This is a genomic window from Acinetobacter sp. CY05 (genome assembly GCF_059515805.1).
This window is the reverse complement of sequence record NZ_JCAKMW010000023.1, coordinates 1-21,603: the sequence shown is the minus strand read 5'-3', so window position 1 is coordinate 21,603 and position 21,603 is coordinate 1. Positions and strand designations below refer to the sequence as shown.

The 21,603-nt window shown below is 34.1% G+C and carries 17 protein-coding genes; 12 read left to right on the top strand and 5 right to left on the bottom strand.

The genetic code is table 11. The features are described from left to right. Nucleotides 1-193 precede the first annotated feature (193 nt). The 11 genes from tviB to galE are packed head-to-tail and all read left to right on the top strand — an operon-like array spanning nt 194 to nt 12,304. Nucleotides 194-1,471, top strand: coding sequence for a Vi polysaccharide biosynthesis UDP-N-acetylglucosamine C-6 dehydrogenase TviB (gene tviB / locus AC5YCD_RS13310; RefSeq protein ID WP_496130490.1), 1,278 nt, complete (start codon nt 194-196; stop codon nt 1,469-1,471). Then, nucleotides 1,472-2,698: an oligosaccharide flippase family protein gene (locus AC5YCD_RS13305; protein WP_496130489.1), complete on the top strand. Its 1,227-nt coding sequence runs from the start codon at nt 1,472-1,474 to the stop codon at nt 2,696-2,698. After that, on the top strand, nt 2,695-3,780 hold the full coding sequence (locus tag AC5YCD_RS13300; RefSeq protein ID WP_496130488.1) for a glycosyltransferase: 1,086 nt from the start codon (nt 2,695-2,697) through the stop codon (nt 3,778-3,780). Before AC5YCD_RS13305 ends, AC5YCD_RS13300 begins: the two co-directional genes overlap by 4 nt. A 1-nt stretch (nt 3,781) precedes the next feature. Then, nucleotides 3,782-4,981, top strand: a complete 1,200-nt coding sequence (locus AC5YCD_RS13295; protein WP_496130487.1) for an O-antigen ligase family protein — start codon at nt 3,782-3,784, stop codon at nt 4,979-4,981. Nucleotides 4,982-4,999: 18 nt separating this feature from the next. Beyond that, nucleotides 5,000-6,127 carry a glycosyltransferase gene (locus tag AC5YCD_RS13290; RefSeq protein ID WP_496130486.1) on the top strand — a complete coding sequence of 376 codons (1,128 nt, stop codon included), beginning with the start codon at nt 5,000-5,002 and terminating at the stop codon, nt 6,125-6,127. Then, a complete protein-coding gene (locus AC5YCD_RS13285; RefSeq protein ID WP_496130485.1) occupies nt 6,120-7,154 on the top strand; it encodes a polysaccharide biosynthesis protein in 1,035 nt (344 codons plus the stop codon). Before AC5YCD_RS13290 ends, AC5YCD_RS13285 begins: the two co-directional genes overlap by 8 nt. Nucleotide 7,155: 1 nt before the next feature. Continuing rightward, entirely contained in the window at nt 7,156-8,268 is a 1,113-nt protein-coding gene (gene wbjC, locus AC5YCD_RS13280) for a UDP-2-acetamido-2,6-beta-L-arabino-hexul-4-ose reductase (protein ID WP_496130484.1), read from the top strand. Between the two features lie 11 nt (nt 8,269-8,279). Further along, the gene (wecB, locus tag AC5YCD_RS13275; protein WP_496130483.1) at nt 8,280-9,410 is read left to right on the top strand and encodes a non-hydrolyzing UDP-N-acetylglucosamine 2-epimerase; all 1,131 of its coding nucleotides are present in this window, start codon (nt 8,280-8,282) and stop codon (nt 9,408-9,410) included. A 16-nt stretch (nt 9,411-9,426) separates the two neighbouring features. After that, nucleotides 9,427-10,602, top strand: a complete 1,176-nt coding sequence (locus AC5YCD_RS13270) for a glycosyltransferase family 4 protein (protein WP_496130482.1) — start codon at nt 9,427-9,429, stop codon at nt 10,600-10,602. 25 nt (nt 10,603-10,627) lie between these two features. Next, nucleotides 10,628-11,236: a sugar transferase gene (locus tag AC5YCD_RS13265; RefSeq protein WP_496130481.1), complete on the top strand. Its 609-nt coding sequence runs from the start codon at nt 10,628-10,630 to the stop codon at nt 11,234-11,236. 42 nt (nt 11,237-11,278) lie between these two features. After that, nucleotides 11,279-12,304 (top strand): UDP-glucose 4-epimerase GalE, encoded by a 1,026-nt coding sequence (galE, locus tag AC5YCD_RS13260; RefSeq protein ID WP_496130480.1) that lies wholly within the window; start codon nt 11,279-11,281, stop codon nt 12,302-12,304. A gap of 280 nt (nt 12,305-12,584) precedes the next feature. Here galE and AC5YCD_RS13255 read toward each other — a convergent pair whose 3' ends face one another. From AC5YCD_RS13255 to AC5YCD_RS13235, 5 genes are read right to left on the bottom strand one after another with little or no spacing between them, the layout of a single operon-like run. Continuing rightward, nucleotides 12,585-14,189 carry a Tn7-like element transposition protein TnsE gene (locus tag AC5YCD_RS13255; RefSeq protein ID WP_496130479.1) on the bottom strand — a complete coding sequence of 535 codons (1,605 nt, stop codon included), beginning with the start codon at nt 14,187-14,189 and terminating at the stop codon, nt 12,585-12,587. A gap of 2 nt (nt 14,190-14,191) precedes the next feature. Further along, nucleotides 14,192-15,724: a TniQ family protein gene (locus tag AC5YCD_RS13250; RefSeq protein ID WP_496130478.1), complete on the bottom strand. Its 1,533-nt coding sequence runs from the start codon at nt 15,722-15,724 to the stop codon at nt 14,192-14,194. Then, complete coding sequence (locus AC5YCD_RS13245) at nt 15,717-17,405, bottom strand: AAA family ATPase (protein ID WP_496130477.1); 1,689 nt, start codon at nt 17,403-17,405, stop codon at nt 15,717-15,719. Before AC5YCD_RS13245 ends, AC5YCD_RS13250 begins: the two co-directional genes overlap by 8 nt. Nucleotides 17,406-17,419: 14 nt before the next feature. Next, nucleotides 17,420-19,519 carry a TnsB C-terminal domain-containing protein gene (locus AC5YCD_RS13240; protein WP_496130476.1) on the bottom strand — a complete coding sequence of 700 codons (2,100 nt, stop codon included), beginning with the start codon at nt 19,517-19,519 and terminating at the stop codon, nt 17,420-17,422. Beyond that, nucleotides 19,503-20,315, bottom strand: a complete 813-nt coding sequence (locus AC5YCD_RS13235) for a TnsA endonuclease C-terminal domain-containing protein (RefSeq protein WP_104504133.1) — start codon at nt 20,313-20,315, stop codon at nt 19,503-19,505. Before AC5YCD_RS13235 ends, AC5YCD_RS13240 begins: the two co-directional genes overlap by 17 nt. Nucleotides 20,316-21,013: 698 nt before the next feature. Here AC5YCD_RS13235 and AC5YCD_RS13230 point away from each other — a divergent pair. Then, nucleotides 21,014-21,603: transposase (locus AC5YCD_RS13230; RefSeq protein WP_496130475.1), on the top strand; the 590-nt coding region annotated here is incomplete at its 3' end.

The window sequence follows — 21,603 nt, the reverse complement described above, 5'->3', positions numbered from 1 at the left end:
TTTTTATATTAAATTTTAAGTATTAATTTAGTTATTTTTATTTCTATGTCGTATTAAATGTATCCTGTATTTGATGCAAATATATAAAATTTTATGAGTTGTATTTTCTGATTTTATTCAAAATCTGTTATATTACGTGCTGATTTTATTGATCTATGAATAGACATAAATAAATAACATAAGGCTTAAGTGGATGTTACAAATCTCGGAACTTAAAATTGCAATTATTGGTTTAGGTTATGTAGGCCTACCTTTAGCAGTAGAATTTGGGAAAAAAGTACCAGTTGTAGGGTTTGATATTCATCAAAAACGCATTTATGAACTCAAAAGTGGTCAAGATCATACCTTAGAAGTATCACCAGAAGAACTAGCACAATCGACACATTTAAGCTATACAGCGAATTTAGAAGACTTAAAAGACTGTAACTTCTTTATTGTGACTGTTCCAACGCCTATTGATGAGTTTAAACAACCTGATTTAATGCCACTGGTTAAAGCTTCACAAAGTATTGGTCAGGTACTTAAAGCAGGTGATGTAGTCGTTTATGAATCAACAGTGTATCCAGGTGCCACAGAAGAAAGTTGTATTCCTGTTTTAGAGCAAGTGTCTGGGCTTAAATTTAATCAAGACTTCTTTGCGGGTTACAGTCCTGAGCGTATTAACCCAGGCGATAAATTACACCGTGTGACCAATATTTTAAAAATTACCTCAGGTTCTACGCCTGAAGTCGCTGATTTTGTCGATGAAGTCTATAACTTGATTATTGAAGCCGGTACGCATAAAGCATCAAGCATTAAAGTGGCTGAAGCAGCTAAGGTCATTGAAAACACCCAACGTGACGTCAATATTGCACTTATTAACGAACTTGCTGTTATCTTTAATAAAATGGGGATTGATACCGAAGCAGTATTAAAAGCGGCAGGTACCAAATGGAACTTCCTGCCGTTCCGTCCAGGTCTCGTCGGTGGTCATTGTATCGGGGTTGATCCGTACTACTTAACTCATAAAGCGCAGTCGATTGGGTATCACCCTGAAATTATCTTGGCGGGTCGCCGTTTAAATGATGGGATGGGCGCTTATGTTGTTACTCAACTTGTTAAAGCGATGTTAAAAAAGCGTATTCAAGTTGAAGGTGCAAAAGTTTTGGTATTGGGCTTAAGTTTTAAAGAAAACTGTCCTGATATTCGTAATACCAAAATTATTGACATCGTACATGAGCTTCAGGAATATCATATTGATGCTGATATCTATGATCCTTGGGTAGATGCTAAAGAAGCAGAACATGAGTATGGCATTACCCCAGTGCAAACACTTGAAAATGGTCAATATGACGCTGTGATTTTAGCTGTTGCCCATCAGCAATTTAAAGAAATGGGCGCCGATGCGATCCGTGCTTTGGGTAAAGCTGAACATGTACTGTATGACTTGAAATATGTATTAGATATAAATGATAGTACACTAAGATTATAAATGAAAATTTTTCAAAGTACATTTTTTAGAGATAGTATTTGGACGGTTTTAGGGTCTGGAGTTAATGCTCTGCAGGCTCTTTTAATAACCTATATTCTAATAAATTATCTCGGTAGTACAGTTTTTGGAGAATATACATTTTTCTTAACATCAGTCACTACTTTATCTATATTTTGCTTATATGGAGCCAATGTTTCCTTAATTATTTTTTTATCAAAAAATAAAGATGAAAATAGTAAGCAACTAGCTATTAATACCATTTTTAAAATTTCTTTAATTCTTTGGATTATGGCAGGGTTTGTAACATTTTTCTTAAAAAACAAATATAATATTGAATTAAGTGACTGGATTGTTTTATTTTTATTGCTTGGTTTTTTAAATTTAAAATTAATATTAGAGGCTATAATTCAAGGTGAAAATAAATTTGTGTTATTGGCAAAAATAAATATATTAACTTTTATTTTAAATATATTAATTATACTTTTTTTGACTAAGTATTATGGTTTATTTGGTGCATTTATTTCTTTGATTTTTAATCACCTTTTAAAAATAATTTTTCTGTATAATAGTGTAAGTTTTAAGTTTCAAATAGATAGTAAAAAGCTTAACAAAGATATATTGATATTTAGCTCTCCATTGGCTATTCAAGAATATATGTATTATATATCTAGTTGGTTTTTGTTGTACTTGGTTGTAAAGTATGGGAGCTATACTCAAGTTTCATTATACAATATTGCGATTCAATTAAGTATGTTGGTTGCATTTATCCCTGGAGTTCTAAAGAATTTAATTTTAGCAAAGATAGGCCAAAATTTAGGAGATGCTAAAAATATTTTAAAAAAGAGTGTTCTGTTTAATATGATTATTACCATTTTATTTTCTTTAACTCTCTATATTTTTTTACCAATCATAATAGGTTTTTATGGGAATGAATATTCAAGTCTGTATAAGATTATGCCTATATTATTGTTGATGGTAGTCTTTAATAGTATGTCTAATGTATACTTTCAATATTCTCTACTGCATAGTTCTTGGTATACTAATTTATCATTTAGATTTGTTCGTGATTTCGGTGTTTTTCCTATTTTCTATATACTTATGATTAATTCTTACTCTGCGGTGATCTCTATGAGTGTATCACTTTTAATAATTAATTTGATTTTTTTTGTTATAATTAAGTTAAACGTTGACAAGTTTAAAGCTTACAAAACTGAGAAATTGACATGAAGAAAAAAGTTCTAATTATCCAAGAATACTTTCCAGTATATAGAAAGCCATTTTTTGATTTGTTGGCAAAAAAGTATGATTTAACATTGATTATTTCTGATAGCAATTTTGGGAGTATTAATGCTGAAGAAGATGTAAGTTATGTGAAAAAAATAGGTAAATTAAAATCATATCTTAAAGGTAATTTTTTTTGGCTGGAAAATTTAACTAATGTTGATTTTAATCAATATCATATTATTGTTTTAGGTGCTGCACCTAGAAATTTAAGTTTTTTGTACCTAATGTTTTATCTAAAAATGAAAGGAAAAAAAACAATATTTTGGGGACAATTTTGGAGTGCTACAAGTAGTAAATTTGGATTTATGCTAAGGATGCTTTTATTACAATTATCTTCTGCAATTATGTTTTATACTGACAAAGAATGTTTAGATTATAAAAAAACTAAGATAGGTAAGGTTAGTAATAAACCAATAATAGGTCTTAATAACGGCCTTGATTTAAGAAATATTTCAAAGCTTAGAGAAGAATATAGTTTAGATAGGGAGTATAGTATTTTATTTATAGGTAGATTAACAGAAAAAAGTAATCTATTGCAACTTTTGGAAGCAATAACTATTTCTAAATTTAGAGAAAAAATTAAGTTGAATATAATTGGTAATGGGGAATTATTAGATATATGTAAAATTTTTGTAAACGAAAAATCTATAAATAATAATGTTATTTTTCATGGTTCTCTAACTGATGAAAAAGAGATATCTAAAGTAGTAAATAAATGTGCATTATTTATTTATCCTGGTAATGTTGGTCTAAGTTTAATTCATGCAATGTCATATGGATTGCCATGTATTATTCATAATAATCATAAACATCATGGTCCAGAAGTTTCTGCTTTAATAGATTCTTCAGGCGGAACTTTTTATTCGAAAAATAGCATCTATTCAATAGCTGAAAGTATTGATCAGTATTTTATAAATAAAGATATTATGCTAAAACATTCGATGTTAAATTTAAATAAAATAAATTTAACGTTTAATATTGATAATATGGCTGAAAGATTTTTTGATTTAGTTGAAGATTTGTAAAATGAATTTTAAAGTTGACACCTTAACATCATATATAGTTTATCTTTCACTTATAGGATTTCCAATAGTTGGTGTAATTTCACAGATATTAGGAACAGATAGTTATTTTTTTTCAGTTTTATTAAGGTTATCCGTTGCTACATTATCAATAGTTGTTTTAACTTTTTCTATTAAATACGTATATAATGTAAAAAAAAATATATTCTTGAATTTTATGTTTTTATTTATTGTTCTTTATATATTTAGGATAGGTTTAGATACCGTAGTTTTTAATCTTCCTTTAAATCAATCGCCTTTATATTACTGGATATGGTTTTATGGTGTATGTTTATTGCCATTTTTGTGTATTGTTTTTTCTAAAGATGGAAAGGGAGTTAATGAGAAACTAAGTTTATATTTATATATATCATTTGTTATAGTATCAATTTTATGTATTATTTATGGAAATAGTTATGTACAATCATCTTTAAGTTATGATACTTATAATACAGGTAGATTTAGATTAAATTCAATTAATCCTATATCATTAGGGCATATTGGTGTATTGGCTTTCTCATTAAGTTATTATTATATTAATTATAATCAAAATAAAATAAAATTAATTTTTTCAATTTTAGGTATGTGTTCCGGATTTTATTTGACCCTTCTTGCAAATTCTAGAGGTCCATTAATTGCCTTATTTGTGATATTTATTATATTAACAATTAAGAAGTATAAATATTTCTATATTATATTACCTATATCTTTAATAATTTGTTTTACATTTTTTTTATACATACTTAACTTTATAAGCAATGAGTATGACATTCAGACTTTAAATAGAATTTATGGTGACACTGCTGTTCAGAAATCTTTGGAAGATGATAGGTTGACATTATATAAGAATGCTCTATCAGGTTTTTTTAGTAACCCGCTATTTGGCTCAGGCTTAGAAGAATATAAATATGGATTTTATCCTCATAATATCTATATAGAATCTTTAATGGCAACTGGATTCTTAGGTGGTGTTTGTTTTATTTTATCATCATTTTATATTATGATAAAATCATTAATTTTAGAGTACAAGTATTTCTGGGTTTCTATATTTTATTTAGATAATTTTATATCTGGAATGTTTTCAGGTTCAATCTACTCATCTGGATATTTTTGGACGAGTTTAGCATTGGTTTTTTCTGTAATAATATTTAAACAAAGACAGTAATACTTTTATGGGTGCGATATGAAAATTCTTATTAATGCTTCAAATTTACATAATGGGGGTGGAGTACAAGTTGCTAGCTCATTTATTAATGAGCTACCATTTTTATCAAATAATATAATTAAAAAATTTGATATTATGGTTTCTTCTGAAGTAGATAAAAATATTAGTTATTCTACTAAAAATTTTTTTAAAAATTATAAAGTTCACAATATTTTCGGACTAAAAAAATATAATAAAAATATAGATATATTTGATGCCTATGATCTGGTTTTTACTATCTTTGGTCCCTGTTATTATCCAGTAAAAGGAATAAATCTAGTTGGCTTTGCTCAGGCTTGGATTATTTATCCTAATAATGAATGTTATAACTTACTATCAAATATAGAAAAATTAAAATTTAAGATGAAATTTTTCATGCAAAAATATTTTTTTAAAAAATCAGATTTTTGTATTGTTGAACTCGATCATGTTAAGCAGGGTTTAATTGATCAAAATATTTTTGAAAAAAATGATATAGAAGTTGTTTATAATACTGTTTCAAATTTATATTTTTCTCCTGAAAAATGGGAGGATGTTAATATTGAAGATTCTAATGAATTTAAAATTGGTTTAATTAGTAGAGATTATTTTCATAAGAACACTGATATATTGCCCAAAATTAAAGATATTTTAAAGAGTAGATATAATCAAGAAGTTGATTTTTACGTGACTTTTAATGAAAGCGAATGGAATAATAAGTCGATAGATTTTCAGTCAAAAATTAATAATATTGGATCCTTAAAAGTAGCTGAATGTCCATGTTTCTATGAAAAGATGGACGCAATTATATTTCCTAGCCTTTTAGAGAGTTTTTCGGCCACACCTTTAGAGGCAATGATTATGAAGAAGCCACTATTCGCCTCTGATCGTGATTTTATAAAAGATGTTTGTTCAGATTTTGCATTTTATTTTGAACCAACAGATCCTGAATCTGGCGCAGCAGTTATTAATGATTTTATCAAACAAACTAATATTATTGAACTGGATAGAAAATTAACAGCTGCTCAAAAATATGCCAAGAATTTTTCTAGTGCAAGACAACGTGCTCTAAAATATATACAGATTATTGAAAATTGTTTAAATAAGGAAACTCATCCACATGTTTAAAGATAAAATTTTACTCATTACAGGTGGCACAGGTTCATTTGGTAATGCAGTTCTAAAACGCTTTTTGCAAACTGACATTAAAGAAATTCGTATCTTTAGTCGGGATGAGAAAAAGCAAGACGATATGCGTAAAAAATATCAATCTTCTAAGCTTAAATTCTATATTGGTGATGTGCGTGATTACAATAGTATCTTAAATGCTACACGTGGAGTTGATTATATCTATCATGCTGCTGCTTTAAAGCAAGTACCATCATGCGAATTCCATCCAATGGAAGCAGTAAAAACCAATGTAATTGGTACTGAAAATGTTTTAGAAGCAGCAATTCAAAACCGTGTAAAACGTATCGTATGTTTAAGTACAGATAAAGCAGTTTACCCAATTAATGCTATGGGTATTTCAAAAGCAATGATGGAAAAAGTCATTGTGGCTAAATCACGTAATTTGGAAAACTTAGACACAACTATTTGTTGTACGCGTTACGGTAATGTAATGGCATCCCGTGGTTCGGTTATTCCTTTATTTGTGGATCAAATTCGTCAAGGCAAAGCTTTAACGATTACTGACCCTAATATGACACGCTTTATGATGACCTTGGATGATGCTGTTGATTTGGTGCTGTATGCATTTGAACATGGTGAAAATGGCGATATTTTTGTACAAAAAGCACCAGCAGCAACGATTGAGGTATTGGCTCAAGCTTTAACACAGCTTTTGAATGTATCTGAGCATCCAATTGTAGTAATGGGTACACGTCATGGTGAAAAAGCCTATGAAGCTTTATTAAGCCGTGAAGAAATGGCTGTAGCATTTGATCAAGGGAATTATTTCCGAGTACCTGCAGATCAACGTGACTTAAATTATGCAAAATATGTTGAAGATGGTGATTTAAAAATTACTCAACTTGACGATTATAATTCTCATAACACTGAGCGTTTAGATGTCGAAGGAATGAAAAAACTACTCCTGAAGTTAGAATTTATTCGGGCCTTAACACAAGGTCAATATGTTGATCCTGAGGCCTAATATGAAAATTTTAGTTACAGGTTCACAAGGTTTTATTGCTAAAAATTTTATCCAATTTTTAAAAGAACAGCCAACAGTCGAAATTTTAGAATTTCATCGTAATTCAAGCTTAGATCAACTTAAATTAGATGTATTAAATGCAGATTGGATTGTGCATTTAGCTGGTATTAACCGTCCCGTTCATGACAGTGAATTTATTGATGGTAATATCGGTTTAACTGAAAAAATCGTGAATATCTTAAAAGAAGCTAAAAAGCTAACACCTATCATTTTATCTTCATCTATTCAAGCAAAGCGTGACAATGCTTATGGAAAAAGTAAATTAGGCGGTGAGCAAGTTGTCAGAGACTTACATCAACAACAAGGTAATCCAGTATTCATCTGTCGTTTAGCGAATGTTTTTGGTAAGTGGTCACGTCCTAATTATAATTCTGCTGTAGCAACGTTCTGTTATAACACCGCCAACGATTTACCTATTCAAATTAATGATGCCAACGCTCTTATTCGTTTGGTGTATGTAGATGATGTAGTAGAAACTTTCTGGTCAATCATTCAGGCGACTAAGCAAGTTGCTCAAACCTTCGAGATTGAGCCCGAATACCAAATTAGTGTCGGTGATTTAGCAGAAACCTTGCAGAAATTTAAACAATCACGCCATAGCCTAGTAACAGAGGCTGTAGGGACAGGTTTAACCCGCGCATTGTATTCAACTTATTTAAGCTTCTTACAGCCTCATCAATTTGATTATACAGTTGCTAAGCATGGTGATCAGCGCGGTGTATTTGTTGAGATGCTTAAAACACCTAATGCAGGACAACTCTCTTATTTCACAGCGCATCCAGGTATTACTCGTGGTGGACATTATCACCATAGTAAAACTGAGAAATTCTTAGTAATTAAAGGTAAAGCTTTATTTAAGTTTAAACATGTAGTGACAGGTGAATTCTATCAATTAGAAACTACAGGTGAAGAAGCACGCATTGTTGAAACTGTACCAGGTTGGACACATGACATTACAAATATTGGTGATGAAGAAATGATTGTCATGTTGTGGGCAAATGAGATCTTTGATCGTGAGAAGCCTGATACTTATGCTATGCCATTAACAAATTAAGAGTTAACATTTTGAAAAAGTTAAAATTAATGACGGTTGTCGGTACCCGTCCAGAAATCATTCGTTTATCTCGTGTCATGCAAGCCTGTGATCAATACTTTGATCATGTTTTAGTGCATACAGGACAAAATTATGATTACGAGCTGAATGAAATTTTCTTTACTGATTTAGGTATTCGTAAGCCAGATTACTTCTTAAATGCTGCAGGTAATACAGGTGCAAAAACCATCGGCAATGTAATTATTGCTGTAGATAAAGTTTTAGAAGAAGTTCAGCCTGAAGCCTTATTAGTATTGGGTGATACGAATAGCTGTATGGCAGTAATTCCAGCAAAACGTCGTAAAATTCCCACTTTCCATATGGAAGCAGGGAATCGCTGCTTTGATATGCGTGTGCCTGAAGAAATTAATCGCCGTATTGTCGATCATACAGCTGATATTAATTTAACTTATAGTACGATTGCACGGGATTATCTGTTAGCAGAGGGCTTAGCTGCAGATCAAGTTATTAAAACAGGTAGCCCAATGTTTGAAGTGCTACATCACTATAAAGCTAAAATTGAAGCTTCGGATGTATTAGATCGCTTAGGTTTAAAAGAGCATCAATATTTTATCGTGAGTGCGCATCGTGAAGAAAATATCAATTCAGATCAAAACTTTTTAGATTTGGTCGAGATGCTAAATGCGGTTGCAGAAAAGTACCAATTTCCTGTAATTGTTTCTACACATCCACGCACTCGGAAGCGTATTGAACAGTTAAATATTGAGTTTCATCCATTAGTGCAGCTATTAAAACCTTTAGGCTTTAGTGATTACAATAAGCTTCAATTATCTGCAAAGGCAACTTTATCAGATAGCGGTACGATTAATGAAGAATCCTCTATTTTGAATTTTCCTGCTTTAAACTTACGCCAAGCACATGAACGTCCTGAAGGCATGGAAGAGGCTGTAGTCATGATGGTGGGCTTAAAGGCTGAACGTATTTTGCAAGGTTTGGAGATTATTGAGCAGCAAGCACGTGGTGAGCAGCGCTTATTACGCTTAGTTGCTGATTATAGTATGCCAAATGTCAGTGAAAAAGTTGTGCGTATTATTTTGAGTTATACCGATTATGTGAATCGCGTAGTGTGGAAAAAGTACTAATTTACAGCAGGTTAACATGAAAAAAATTTTTTTAGTTTCGGAATTTATTCTTCCGACACAAAATACAACTGGATATTTATTTGATAAGTTGTATAAAAATTTAAAACAGCACTATGGAGATGATCTTAATTTAATTGTAAAACAAGATAAAGATCATGTCATAGAAAATGCTATTTTAGTGGCTGATGTTAACCTGAATAAAAAAAAATTAGTTCAAAGATTTATCTTTGAACTAATTATTTCTCTTAGCTTTTTAATAAAGATTTTATGTAATGTAAGAAAAGGGGACTTAGTATTTACTGGGACAACACCAGTTTTTCTTCTACCTATTGTTTATATTGCAAAAAAGGTAAAAAAGTTTAACTGGATTTTGTTAGTACATGATGTTTTCCCGGAAAACTTAGTGGCTGCAAATGTATTCACTCCTAAAAATTTATTTTATAAGCTACTAAAATACTGCTTTGATAAATTTTATGCTGCTGCAGATAGACGCATTGTGATTGGTCAGGATATGAAGGATTTGATTGATCAGAAGGTGAATAACCATGATTCAATAATTGTTCAAAATTGGATTGATCATCGAGATATTGAAGTCCAACAAAAAGAAAATAATGAAATCTTAAAAAAATTATCTTGGCAAGATAAAGGACCTATATTTAACTTCTTTGGTAATATTGGTCGTGTACAAGGTATTGATAATATTATTCAAGCTTTAAAATTATTGCCTCAGCCTAAAAGACCCAAAGTGTTATTTATTGGGGCCGGAGCATACGAAAATACTTTAAAACAGGCGATTACTGATTTAAATGACGAAAATATAAAATATATTGGTAGCTTGGATCCCACAAGAAAATCGGATGGGCTCTGTGCAGGTGATATTGCGATTGTCACGTTAGCTGATGGGATGTATGGTTTAGGTGTACCTAGTAAAGCTTATTACTCTATGGCAGCTGATAAACCAATTTTATCTATTATGGATGAAAATTCAGAGGTATCCTCTATGGTAAAACACCATCGTATTGGTTGGACAGTACCAGCAGGAAATCCAGAACAATTGGCTGCTAAGTTTTTAGAAATCAGTGATAATTTTTCTAAGCAACGTTATCATTCATCTCGGCAGATATTAACACAACATTATTCGGAACCGATTGCGATGCAAAAAATTATCTCAATTATCAACGAAGTTCTTTAAAAAAAGCGAAATCTTGAGCGTGGATATGAAAAGATTTATAGATATTATTATTGCATTATTTGCACTTATATTACTTTCACCTGTTTTTATTTGGGTTGCTTATAAAGTAAGAAAAAATCTTGGTTCTCCTATCTTTTTCTATCAAGAGCGTCCTGGTCAACACGCAAAGATTTTTAACATGATTAAGTTTAGATCCATGTTAAATGCGACTGACAAAGATGGTAATCCTTTACCTGATGATCAACGTATTACGCCTTTTGGGCATAAATTACGCTCTACCAGTTTAGACGAAATGCCTCAGTTAATTAATGTGTTAAAGGGTGACATGAGTATTGTAGGTCCACGTCCACAAATGAAAGACTTTTTAGAACATTATACAACTGAGCAAATGCGCCGACATGAAGTTAAACCAGGTATGACCGGCTTAGCACAAGTCAGTGGTCGTAATAATTTATCTTGGGAAGAAAAGTTTGCTTTAGATGTCAAGTATGTCGAACAACGCAGTCTTTGGTTAGATTTTAAGATTATGTTTAAAACGGTTAAAGTGATGCTGATCAAAGAGGGAATTAACGCCCCTGATCAAGTGGTAGGTGCTGAACGTTTTTCTAGTCAATCGTCTAAAGACAATCTGTAAAATTTAAACTAATTCAACTAATATCAAATTTCGAGGGCGTTTATGCTTAAGGTGTTAGTCACAGGCGGAGCAGGCTATATTGGTTCGCATACCTGTTTACAACTCTTAGAACAAGGTGATCAGGTTATTGTGTTAGATAATTTATCTAACAGTTCTACAGAGGCTCTTCATCGTATACAACGCCTTGCCAATAAAGCACTTACGTTTATTGAAGGTGATATTCGCGATAGTCATTTACTTGAGCAAATTTTTAATGATTATCAAATTGATGCAGTTATTCATTTTGCTGGTTTAAAAGCGGTAGGTGAGAGTCAGACTAAGCCACTTGAGTATTTTGACAATAATATTTCAGGTTCAGTGACTTTATTTAATGCGATGCAAAAGGCACAGGTTTTTAATTTAGTCTTTAGTTCATCTGCTACCGTTTATGGTGAAAAGCATGTATCACCGCTTAATGAAAGCATACCTACAGGCAATACCACCAATAATTATGGCTATACCAAACTGATTGTAGAGCAACTGCTACAAAAATTAGCATTGAGTGAGCCACGTTGGTCCATTGCTTTATTACGTTATTTTAACCCTGTAGGTGCACATCACAGTGGTCAAATTGGGGAAGATCCGCAAGGGACTCCTAATAATCTCATGCCATATGTGACCCAAGTTGCGGTAGGTTTAAGAGAAAAATTGGCTATTTTTGGTAATGATTATGCCACTATAGATGGCACGGGTGTACGTGATTATATTCATGTTGTTGACTTAGCCAGTGCACACTTAGCAGCGCTACAATATCGTTTAAAACAAACCGGTTGCGATGCGTGGAATATTGGTACTGGAAAAGGCGTATCGGTATTAGAAGTCATTGCTGCCTTTGAGCAAGTGAATGGTGTAAAAGTCAATTATGAGTTTGTGCCACGGCGTGATGGTGATATCGCAACTTGTTTTGCAGATAATAGCAAAGCAGTCAGCGAGCTAGGTTGGCAACCGAAATTTGGGTTATCCGATATGTTACGCGATAGCTGGAATTGGCAAAAAAACAATCCAAATGGATATCGTGAACCATCATAAGTATCAAACATAGATCAATAACTTAAATCATTGGGGTGGTTCATCAATATCAGCTTGGATTAGCTTTGAATTTTGAATGTCTTTCTTTATTGAGTGTTAGATATAGTGAATGTTTGATGATGAGTCATTGTAAATTGAGTCCCCATTATTTTTAACGGGGGGACTCAATTGAGGCTTATGGTTGGAATTTAGAACATGTGTTGAGCGGATGCTTACGACGGCATGAAGATATAAGCACATTCATAGATGTAGAATGCATGTGGACACCATCTACCTACAATTATTCAAAACAAGATAAATGCCTCGCGATATTCTGTCGCCAGATTTTTATCTCATCTAAGGTATATTCGACGGATGAATTCGACTTCTTAGGGTGATTGATCATTTTTACCATCCCCCATTTTGAAAGTTTTTCTTTCTTTGGCCAACGCAATGAATGTTTTATGATTAATGTGGTCAGCTCTTTGATAATCTTTTCATCATACTCTGTTTGCAAATTCCATTGCATTAAAAGAGTAGAAATGTTTTTTGCCTGGTCATCAAGATCGATTTCAAAGATACTAAAAGGCCTCTTTTTGTAATTAAATCTGAACTCTAGTAAAGAACGAGGCTGATCTCGATGAATGAGATAATTTAATCGTGATTTACCGACTTTAGGTAGTCGATGATAATATGGTTCTTCTGATGTCAATTTGATAATCTCTGCGTCATTTAAACCTATCATCACCTGTTTAAATGCATCAAAGCCTTTACTGAAATATTCTGCGTATTCAGCATCTTCTGCAAGCCCCATGAATTCACCTTGGCCAACGGTCCCTAAGATAGAGGGTTCATCTGTTGCAACCACTTCAGGATCATCGAGGATGCCTTGTTCTTCTCCATATGGTTGATTTGCTCCTTTGCGTTTGATATATCGTTTTGCTGTACAGATGGGTTGCTGAAAACTAAGCAAGACGGGTTCAGATTTGATAATCACCGTCCCTTTATCAGAGTTTGCTTCTTGAACATCATCGATCTTAGGCTCATCCGGCATTTTTTCAATGCCATAACCACCTTTTACTTTATCGCTGGTAACTTCATTTTGTTTTTGGATGAAGCGGGTGCTAGAAAATTCAATTAAATCAGGCAGCTTGGAGGGTATATGCTTAATTTCGAGAATTTCATTAATATAAATCTGATTCGATTTTTTTGAATAGTAAGCTTTTACAGTGATTTCGGTGTTTTTTAAAGATGGACAACTAAAGTCAAAGTTCCATAGTTCTGTTGATTGGTCTGTATATTTTTGTGCCATAAAATGAGCATGGATACTTTTATAGCAGGCTTTAATTTCACGATTAATTAAAATCCAAGCCAATACACTGCGCATTTCAACAGACTCATATAGCGCAGCCGGAAAACTTTTTGGCACCAATTCATTAATGATGTAATGCGCTTTCGAGATTTTCTGTACAGCAAATTCTAGATCTAAAAATTCTGGATGAAGTGCATTGCGAGCAAGGTAGGCATTATTAAAAAATAAGGCACGTGCCAGTTCAATTTTGGGTAAATGTACCCAAGTATTTTCATAGCGCTGCTCTACATCTGTCATAACCTGAGATACTTGGTTTTGCCGGTTGTAGACGTTGCAACTGTTATGCCAACGTCTAAGATGCTCAATTTTATAGGTCAAAATGAGGGGTTCTAGTAATTTAGAATTGGGTGTTGGATTTAGACATTTTTGGCGTGCAAAAAGATGCATATTTGAGAATCTATACCCTAGAGTATATTGTTTTTTCGATGCCAGCTCTTGTAGATGGAGTTTAATCTTCCACGCTTTGTTTCTCTGCTCTTTATAAATAGGGCCGATGGAACGAATAATCGTATTTTCAGGAAAGTCTTTTAGCATTATTACACCTTAATCAGCTGATCGTGTTGTATAACATGGTTAAGGAAGGTCTGTGTTTCCTGAGTCATTCTGTCTGTTGTTAAACCGGTTTTTCTCAGTAGTACCCATAAGGATATGGATTCATTATTGCGTTTGGTGAGAAGCAATTCACGTGATAAACGTCGAATTTGATAGCAGCTGGTGTCTTCTTGGTAAGTGTTTAGAAACTTGGTGATCAATGGCAAGCTCGCGAGATTTTTTTCAATGGTTGACGGGCTTGACAACTGTTTGATCCACCAGGTTCTTGTTCTTCGAGGAGAGTCAAGATTTTCCAGCAATTGTTGGTGTAAGCGAAGTAATGTTTTGACGCCTTCCCAATCACGTTGTTTCCAATTGACTTTTTTTCCAGATGGAATAAATGGCATCTGTTTCTGAGCATTGGTTTCTACTAGCCATTTTTTATCATTACGGTATAACCAAGCATACAGGGCTGTATTTTGTCGTCTTGCATTCACAATAGAAGTTTGTGCTAAAGCAGTTAACCATAAATGACGTTGGGTATGGATAACTGTGGGTTGTAACTTTTCGCCTACGGTGTTGTCACAGAAGCTTGTTGGCGTAGGTGAATATGCTTTCACCGCTTTGAGAATCTCTTGAAAAGTCCAAGACTTCCCAGCGTAAAATGCTTCAATCACGATTAAATGTTCTAAGTAAGAAAAACTACGTCGATGTTTTCTAAACATATGATGAAGCCAGCTATTTTCCGTACACAGATCACTTAGTCCATGCTGTATTAGAAATGACATCGGCCAACGTTGCATAATCTTTTGGTAAATGAGTTCATGTACTATGTGATGTTTGCCTTTGACCATATGATGTTTTAAGGCAAGGTCTTTATAAAAAAGTGTCCATTGCGCTAAGTTAGCAGACGGGGTGTTTGTAAGTGAACAAAGTTCAATGGCTTTTTGTGCAATCAAAATTTCATCTAGGGAGGCGGGTTCTTGGGCATGTGTTGGACAGTTCTCTAAACAAGCGGCTTTGAATTCATGCTTATGGACGGATCTATATTGCACGCTGCTATTGAGGAGTTTCCCATGTTGAGGACAGCAACTAACACCTGGAATTTGCCACAGTCTAGACCAATACCATTCGCCATAGCTTTGTAATTGTTCTTCGAAACATTGAGGACAGTAGCGTAAGTATTCCGGAATATGAACTTTTGATGCATTGAGTCCTACAGCTAAGTGCAAAGCACCATGCGATGCTCCTTGCATGAAATGTAAGCAGTTTTGGCGTCTTTCTTCGGGAATAAAGCAAGCATATATTGGGAATAGTGTGTGTTTATCAATAAGATGATTTAAATCATAAATTCTTTGGGGTAGCCAGTGCAAAATTTTTTCAAGATGACATGGAAGATCTACCGTTGCAGAAACTTTACGATTTTGAAACACTTCATCAAGGAGTTGTTTCGGGCTAGTGAGGGCCAGACGTACTCCAGCACGTGCTACAGTACTGTAAATCAACTCATCAGGATAAGGCGTGGGAAAATTAAACATGTTGATGACTCTCCCTGAGCCATTGCTCAATATCAATTACATACCCTGTGTGATCTTTCAGGTGTCGATAAAATGAAAGAAGAGGGTCTTTTTGACTGTACTGAAAACGTAAGTCAGCATTATCTAATTGATGCCATGCTGCAGCTTTGATGGTAGCTTTTCGAGGGGATTGGAGCGCTTTTTTCTGATCATTTTCCATGACTTTTTCGAGGTCATTTTCATCTTTGAGCCATTCCATAATCACAGGCAACAAAGTTTGTATGTCTGTATTTTGATGAGACTGAAATGCTCTTTTAATCATGTTTGGGAGTAGATCTGATTGATACCCCAATTCAACCAATAGTCGATGCAGACGAATCGCCTGTGAGTTTCCATCATAGATATCGACATCATCTTTCTCGCCATGTTCTTGTCTAATCTTTTCCTGCAAGTACAGTAATTTTTTGTCGACTTCAGGGATACTTAAGTCTGAGTACTGTGCAATTCTTTGAGGATCCCCACTGCGTAATGCCTCAATCATGGCATGGATTGGGATCATGTCCTGCATGTAGGTGGTTTCTAGCAGTCTGATCGTAATACGTTCTACCCCAGTCTCGATCGCTCTGATCTGAGCCAATACAAACAGTTTCACCACCACATCTGGTATACCTTGAGATAGTTTATACCAACATTCCCGTATATCTTCAGATAGAGAAAGATCTGCTTTAGTCAGCCATTGGTATTTCCAAAGTGTATCTGTAAACCCCACCCATTCAGACTTGATCACTTGCTGAGTGTGAGGAGAAACACTATTTTTTTCATTTTTGATCGGCTCCCATAATACTGCCCCAAATCCAATTGCTCTTCGAGCTGATCTGAAATCAGCATCAAATATAGGGCGTGCTTTTGGTGTACCGACCATTACAACAGGTAAGCTGATGATATTGACGAGGGTGACGAAAAAATTAAGCATCTTTTTCTCTCCCCCAGATTTATTAACGCTCAAATGTTGAATTTCATCGATGATTAATAAGCCAATCGCGTGAAGATTGGCAATTTGGCTCATTAGATGCATCAGCGTTTCAACACCATGCCTTTTTAAAGCATATTTTCTTTCATAATCTGAGCCAATTGCAGAATCCACAGCTCTGAAAAAATGTAAGCATAAGCTTTTTAATGATCCATCGTGTGGACAGTCAATTTTAAGATAGACAATTTGGGTGAAGTTATATTTTTCGTGAAAAATGACCTGAGGATATGTTGCTAGAATTCGATTTAATGTGGTGGTTTTTCCACTCCCTGAACAGCCAATAAAAGACATACTCTTGGCAGTCGATTGTGCTGTTTTAAATCGAAACGCATGGATATCCCCTGTCATCATTCGTTCGTAACCATTTTGCAGGTGAGTAGCTAATTCACCTTTTTCAAGATTACGTGCGACATATCCATCACGAATCATAATGCCAAGCTTTTGCTCAAGTGAATAGTGTCTTGAAATAGGCAGAAAAAAACTATTCATGAGCTGAGAAATCAGATGACTTCTAACCACTCCGGGTTCATGTTTCTCAAGCGGACTAATATCTACTGTACATTTCAAAGCTGTTTTAATATCGTTGAAATTACGTATTGGCGGCAATGCTTCTATAAGTGGATTGCCTCTATATTGACCAAAGCTCGGTTGATAAATGGCGTTGACTTTCATTTTTTTTCCTCACTTTAATCATCATCGAATAATTGATCAAAAAATGCAGGTCGATCGTATTGATCCTGGTCATCTGTGTGTGCTTTACCTTTTGAAAAAGAAACGATATTGCTTGGTCGTTCTTGATTTGATTTACGGGTAGGTACTGATTCTTTGAGCACTTCTCTTTCTTGGTCGCGTGCCTTTATACGATTCTCTTTAATGGTTGAAAGGCGATCAGCATTGCTTCGGGTTGATTGTCGTGTCGATTCAAGGGCTTTTTGAATGATTTCTTCATTTGAACGTTCTAATTCAGCACGGGCAATTTGTAATGAGGTATGGTAATTTGCCTGGCTAGACTTTTGCTCCTTCTTAACTTTCCAAACTTCCCAAAAACTACAGCCTATAAATTCTCTTGAGCGTTGTGCTAGTTGTGCTTCCCAATACTCAGAGTTAGACTGCGAAAAAAACACATATATTTTTTCAGCATTAGCCGAATCATAGGCTATGGTTAATTTTTGTGGGCGCTGTATTGATGTAGAGCGATGCATCCAACCATTTTCTAAGATTTCTTTACAAATATAGTAAACACCAAAAACTTTAAGGCCTAAATGCGACAGTGTAGCTTCAGTCCGGGGGAGGAGAGCAATGTAGATCGCACGTTCAGAAGCTGTTCTTAATTTACCAGTCCTATTTTGGATCCCCCAATTCCACAGATGTAATGGAATATTTGGAAGATCTGTCGGCATATCGATATCACGATCATAAGATCTGATTTCATGTGTCTGATTATGCATTAACACAGAATTAAGTATAATCTTGGTAAACTCATGTATGGTCAGAGTAGCATCTAGCCGATAATCTTTACCCCCACGTTTCTTTTCTTTAATAGGTTGTACAACACCTGGTGCATAGGGTTTAAAGTCAGCCTGTATGGTACGAAAATATCGCTCGATAATACCTTTAAGATCACCTCGATATGCAGGGGCATTTTCAATTCGGATAGCAAAACTTTTTTCTAGGTGTTCAATTTGATGACCGAGTAGTTCACCACGATCTGCTAAAATTGCTTCAGGTAAACCGATGCAGGGCCAATCCTCAGAACGTATTTCACGGCCAAAACTTTGACAATATTTGACTTTGTCACACATGGCAACACGTAGAACTTGCATGCTCGTAACATATGATGGATTTTCGAGACCAACATACATACCGGTCACCATACGACTAAATTCATCTATCATAAAATAGACAGTTGGCCGACCAATAATGCATGAGCGATCAGAGTCAGAAATGAGATATATATCTGCAATTGTTGCGTCAATTTGATATCGAGAACCTGGCCCTGAAACTTGTGAATTTGTTGTAGACAATAAAGGTCTGTTATCTTTCAAATATTGAATTTGAGGAGAACGCTTTTTAAGCCTAAAAGTGCGGCTAAAATCTCTTTCATAAAAATATTTAAATTGCCAAAAAGAAGGATACTCAGTCTTTGGTATATCAGGGTATTCCTCCTGATACAGTATCAGAAATTTACGGTAAGCGTATTTAATGGAAATTTTTTTGTCATTGAGTAAGTATTGATTGATAACTTTCTTAAATAATATTTCCACGCTTTTATCAATTAATGCACCTGTACCAACAGAAATAACACGTGGTCGACCTAATTTTTTTTCAGTGACGGTTTTTTTTATCCCTTTTCCACCAGAATTATAATACTGAGGAATAAGCGCATTAGGTGTCATACCACGTTGCCAATAGCATCGTAATAGACGATAAATCGTTTGTTTAGTTGCGATTTTTTGTTGTACAATTTGTTCAATTAGATAAGCACGTTCTTTAGGATCATAAAAGCGTTCATGCTCAATAATTCTTTTAATTATGGCAAAGTTATGATCACGTTTTATCTGGTAAATAGATCCTGTATCTACAGAGAGCAAACAGAGATCTGAAAAGGGGTCATGTGCTAGTTGGGCTTGACCAGAGATAACGTGTTGTTCAAGTTCAGAAATTGGGATAAGTTCAGGCAAGGCTTTATTAGACTGTATATCCATCCACACTAAATACTGAGGGTATATTTTTAGAATCCGAAATAAAACATGATCTAATTGATAAACATTATTCACCTGAAACATTGCGAAGTTTCTCCAAATGTTGAATGTTTCCGATCTCAATGTCACGACCACAAATCTTTCTATAGCCTTTAGTGATATCGAAAAGAAAATAGCGCTGAGCAAGCAATTCCCTAATTTCTAGAAGAGAGGCACCTGCTTCCATTGAGTAGTGAGTATCAAGATATTTTGATAGCTCTATCAGTGTAAGTTCAGGTTTTTGAAGAAAATAATTTTGGTAGAAATCCATTTTTGAGAAGGTGTAGATATCATTATTTACTTTATTCAATGGGTATAGCCATTTAATATTATCTATAGCTGTAGATGAAATATCTTTTTCTGTAAAGAGAAACCAAGGTATGTTTTTTTGCTCCCAATAACGTCTCTCGAGTTCTAATTGAGCAATGGTCCTTTTTTGATCTAGGTGTATCGACTTAAGCGCTTTTACAACAAAGCAAGGGGGCTTTAGAGGAGAGTGATTGACGATAAAAAATGTTGAGGTAAGGATTTGATGGACATTTTTTTCAATGGGGTGTGGAATTTTTAGATCTTCAGCAATTTGAACAGTAGTTTCAAGATCGAGTGGGATTTGCTCCCGTATATCTTCAATATCCTGAATTCTGTCTAGTGCTAAAAATAGTGCTAATTCTAAGTCAGAAAATAAATGGTGAGTCCTTTGGGTCTTATAACCATATACACGACTCGATCTTTCAGTCAGCGACTTATTATCTCTGACATTCAGAAAAGGCTTGTATGTGTCTAATTGCCCTTGACCACGTCCTTCCTGCAGCCACCGTAATTGTTGTTGTCTTGAAACCATCCTAGAACTCATCTCTTTTTTTTTAGAAATTATCATTTGATTTAATTTTGATCAATATGGTTTCCTACTTTTTTTCTAAAATATTAATTTTTTTTACTCTGTATGAATGATTATTTCTTCTTATGTGTTGAGTGTTATTGATCTAAAATTTATTTAATTTTTTAAAATCAATAATATATATTATTTTTTTAGATAGATATTTACTTACAAATAATCTATTCATATTTTTGACATAGAAGTTAGTTGTGTATGGCTTTGTTACACAAAGCTCATATAGGAGGCTTATTGAGTAATATAATCTCAAAATGAATAAGCCTATTCCTAAAATTTCTCGCACAACCAATTGGTCTTCCTATCATGGATCCTTGGTTAGCCCAGACAATCTTTCCATTCGGTTTCATACTTAGAATCGGTGGTATGATCAGCCAAAAGGAAAATAAAGTAAGAATCAAATCTACTCTGATACAATTATTCAATGATCAAAGCTCTATTTTAAGTCTTTTTAAGTAGGGGGGGGAGGTTTGGTTCAAAGTCTGATTAAACTTTGCGGATGAGATGCGACAGCCCAAGCATACATAATGCTGTGTAGAAGAAAAAAGCATATTGCGATGAGCGATCAAAAAAATCATGATAATCTTACCTTAAAAGTTGAACTTTAGACCTCTTGCGAAAGTAAAAATCACCTCCATATAAATTTCATGAGATATCAGAAATTAAACCGTTTTTCAGATCCTGAATTCAAACGCTTAGTTGGCGTACCTCGACAAGTTTTTACTGAGATGGTAGAGGTTCTAGAAAAAGCAGAATTACTCAAAAAGAAATCAGGTCGACCTCATGCTTTAGATATAGAGGATCAGTTGTTATTAACTCTCAATTACTTACGCAACTACAGCACTCAACTGGAATTAGCGGCAAATTACCATATCGCTGAAAGTAATGTGAATCGAACCATTAAGAAGGTTGAAGATGCATTGATGAAATCAAGACGTTTTACCCTGCCAAAACGAAGCATAACCACAGCAGAAGAACACTTGAACTGGGTCATTATTGATGCGACAGAATGTTCAATCGAACGCCCGAAAAAAAATCAGAGTAAGTTCTACAGTGGTAAAAAGAAGAAACATACGCTAAAGGCCCAAGTGATCTATCATCCGAAGAGTAAACAAACCATAGGGCTAGATATATCGAATGGCGGTCAGCATGACATCAAACTGGCAAGAGAAACGGTTAAGAAATTTAAGCATTGTGAATATGTTGTGACCGATTTAGGGTACTATGGATTAGAGCA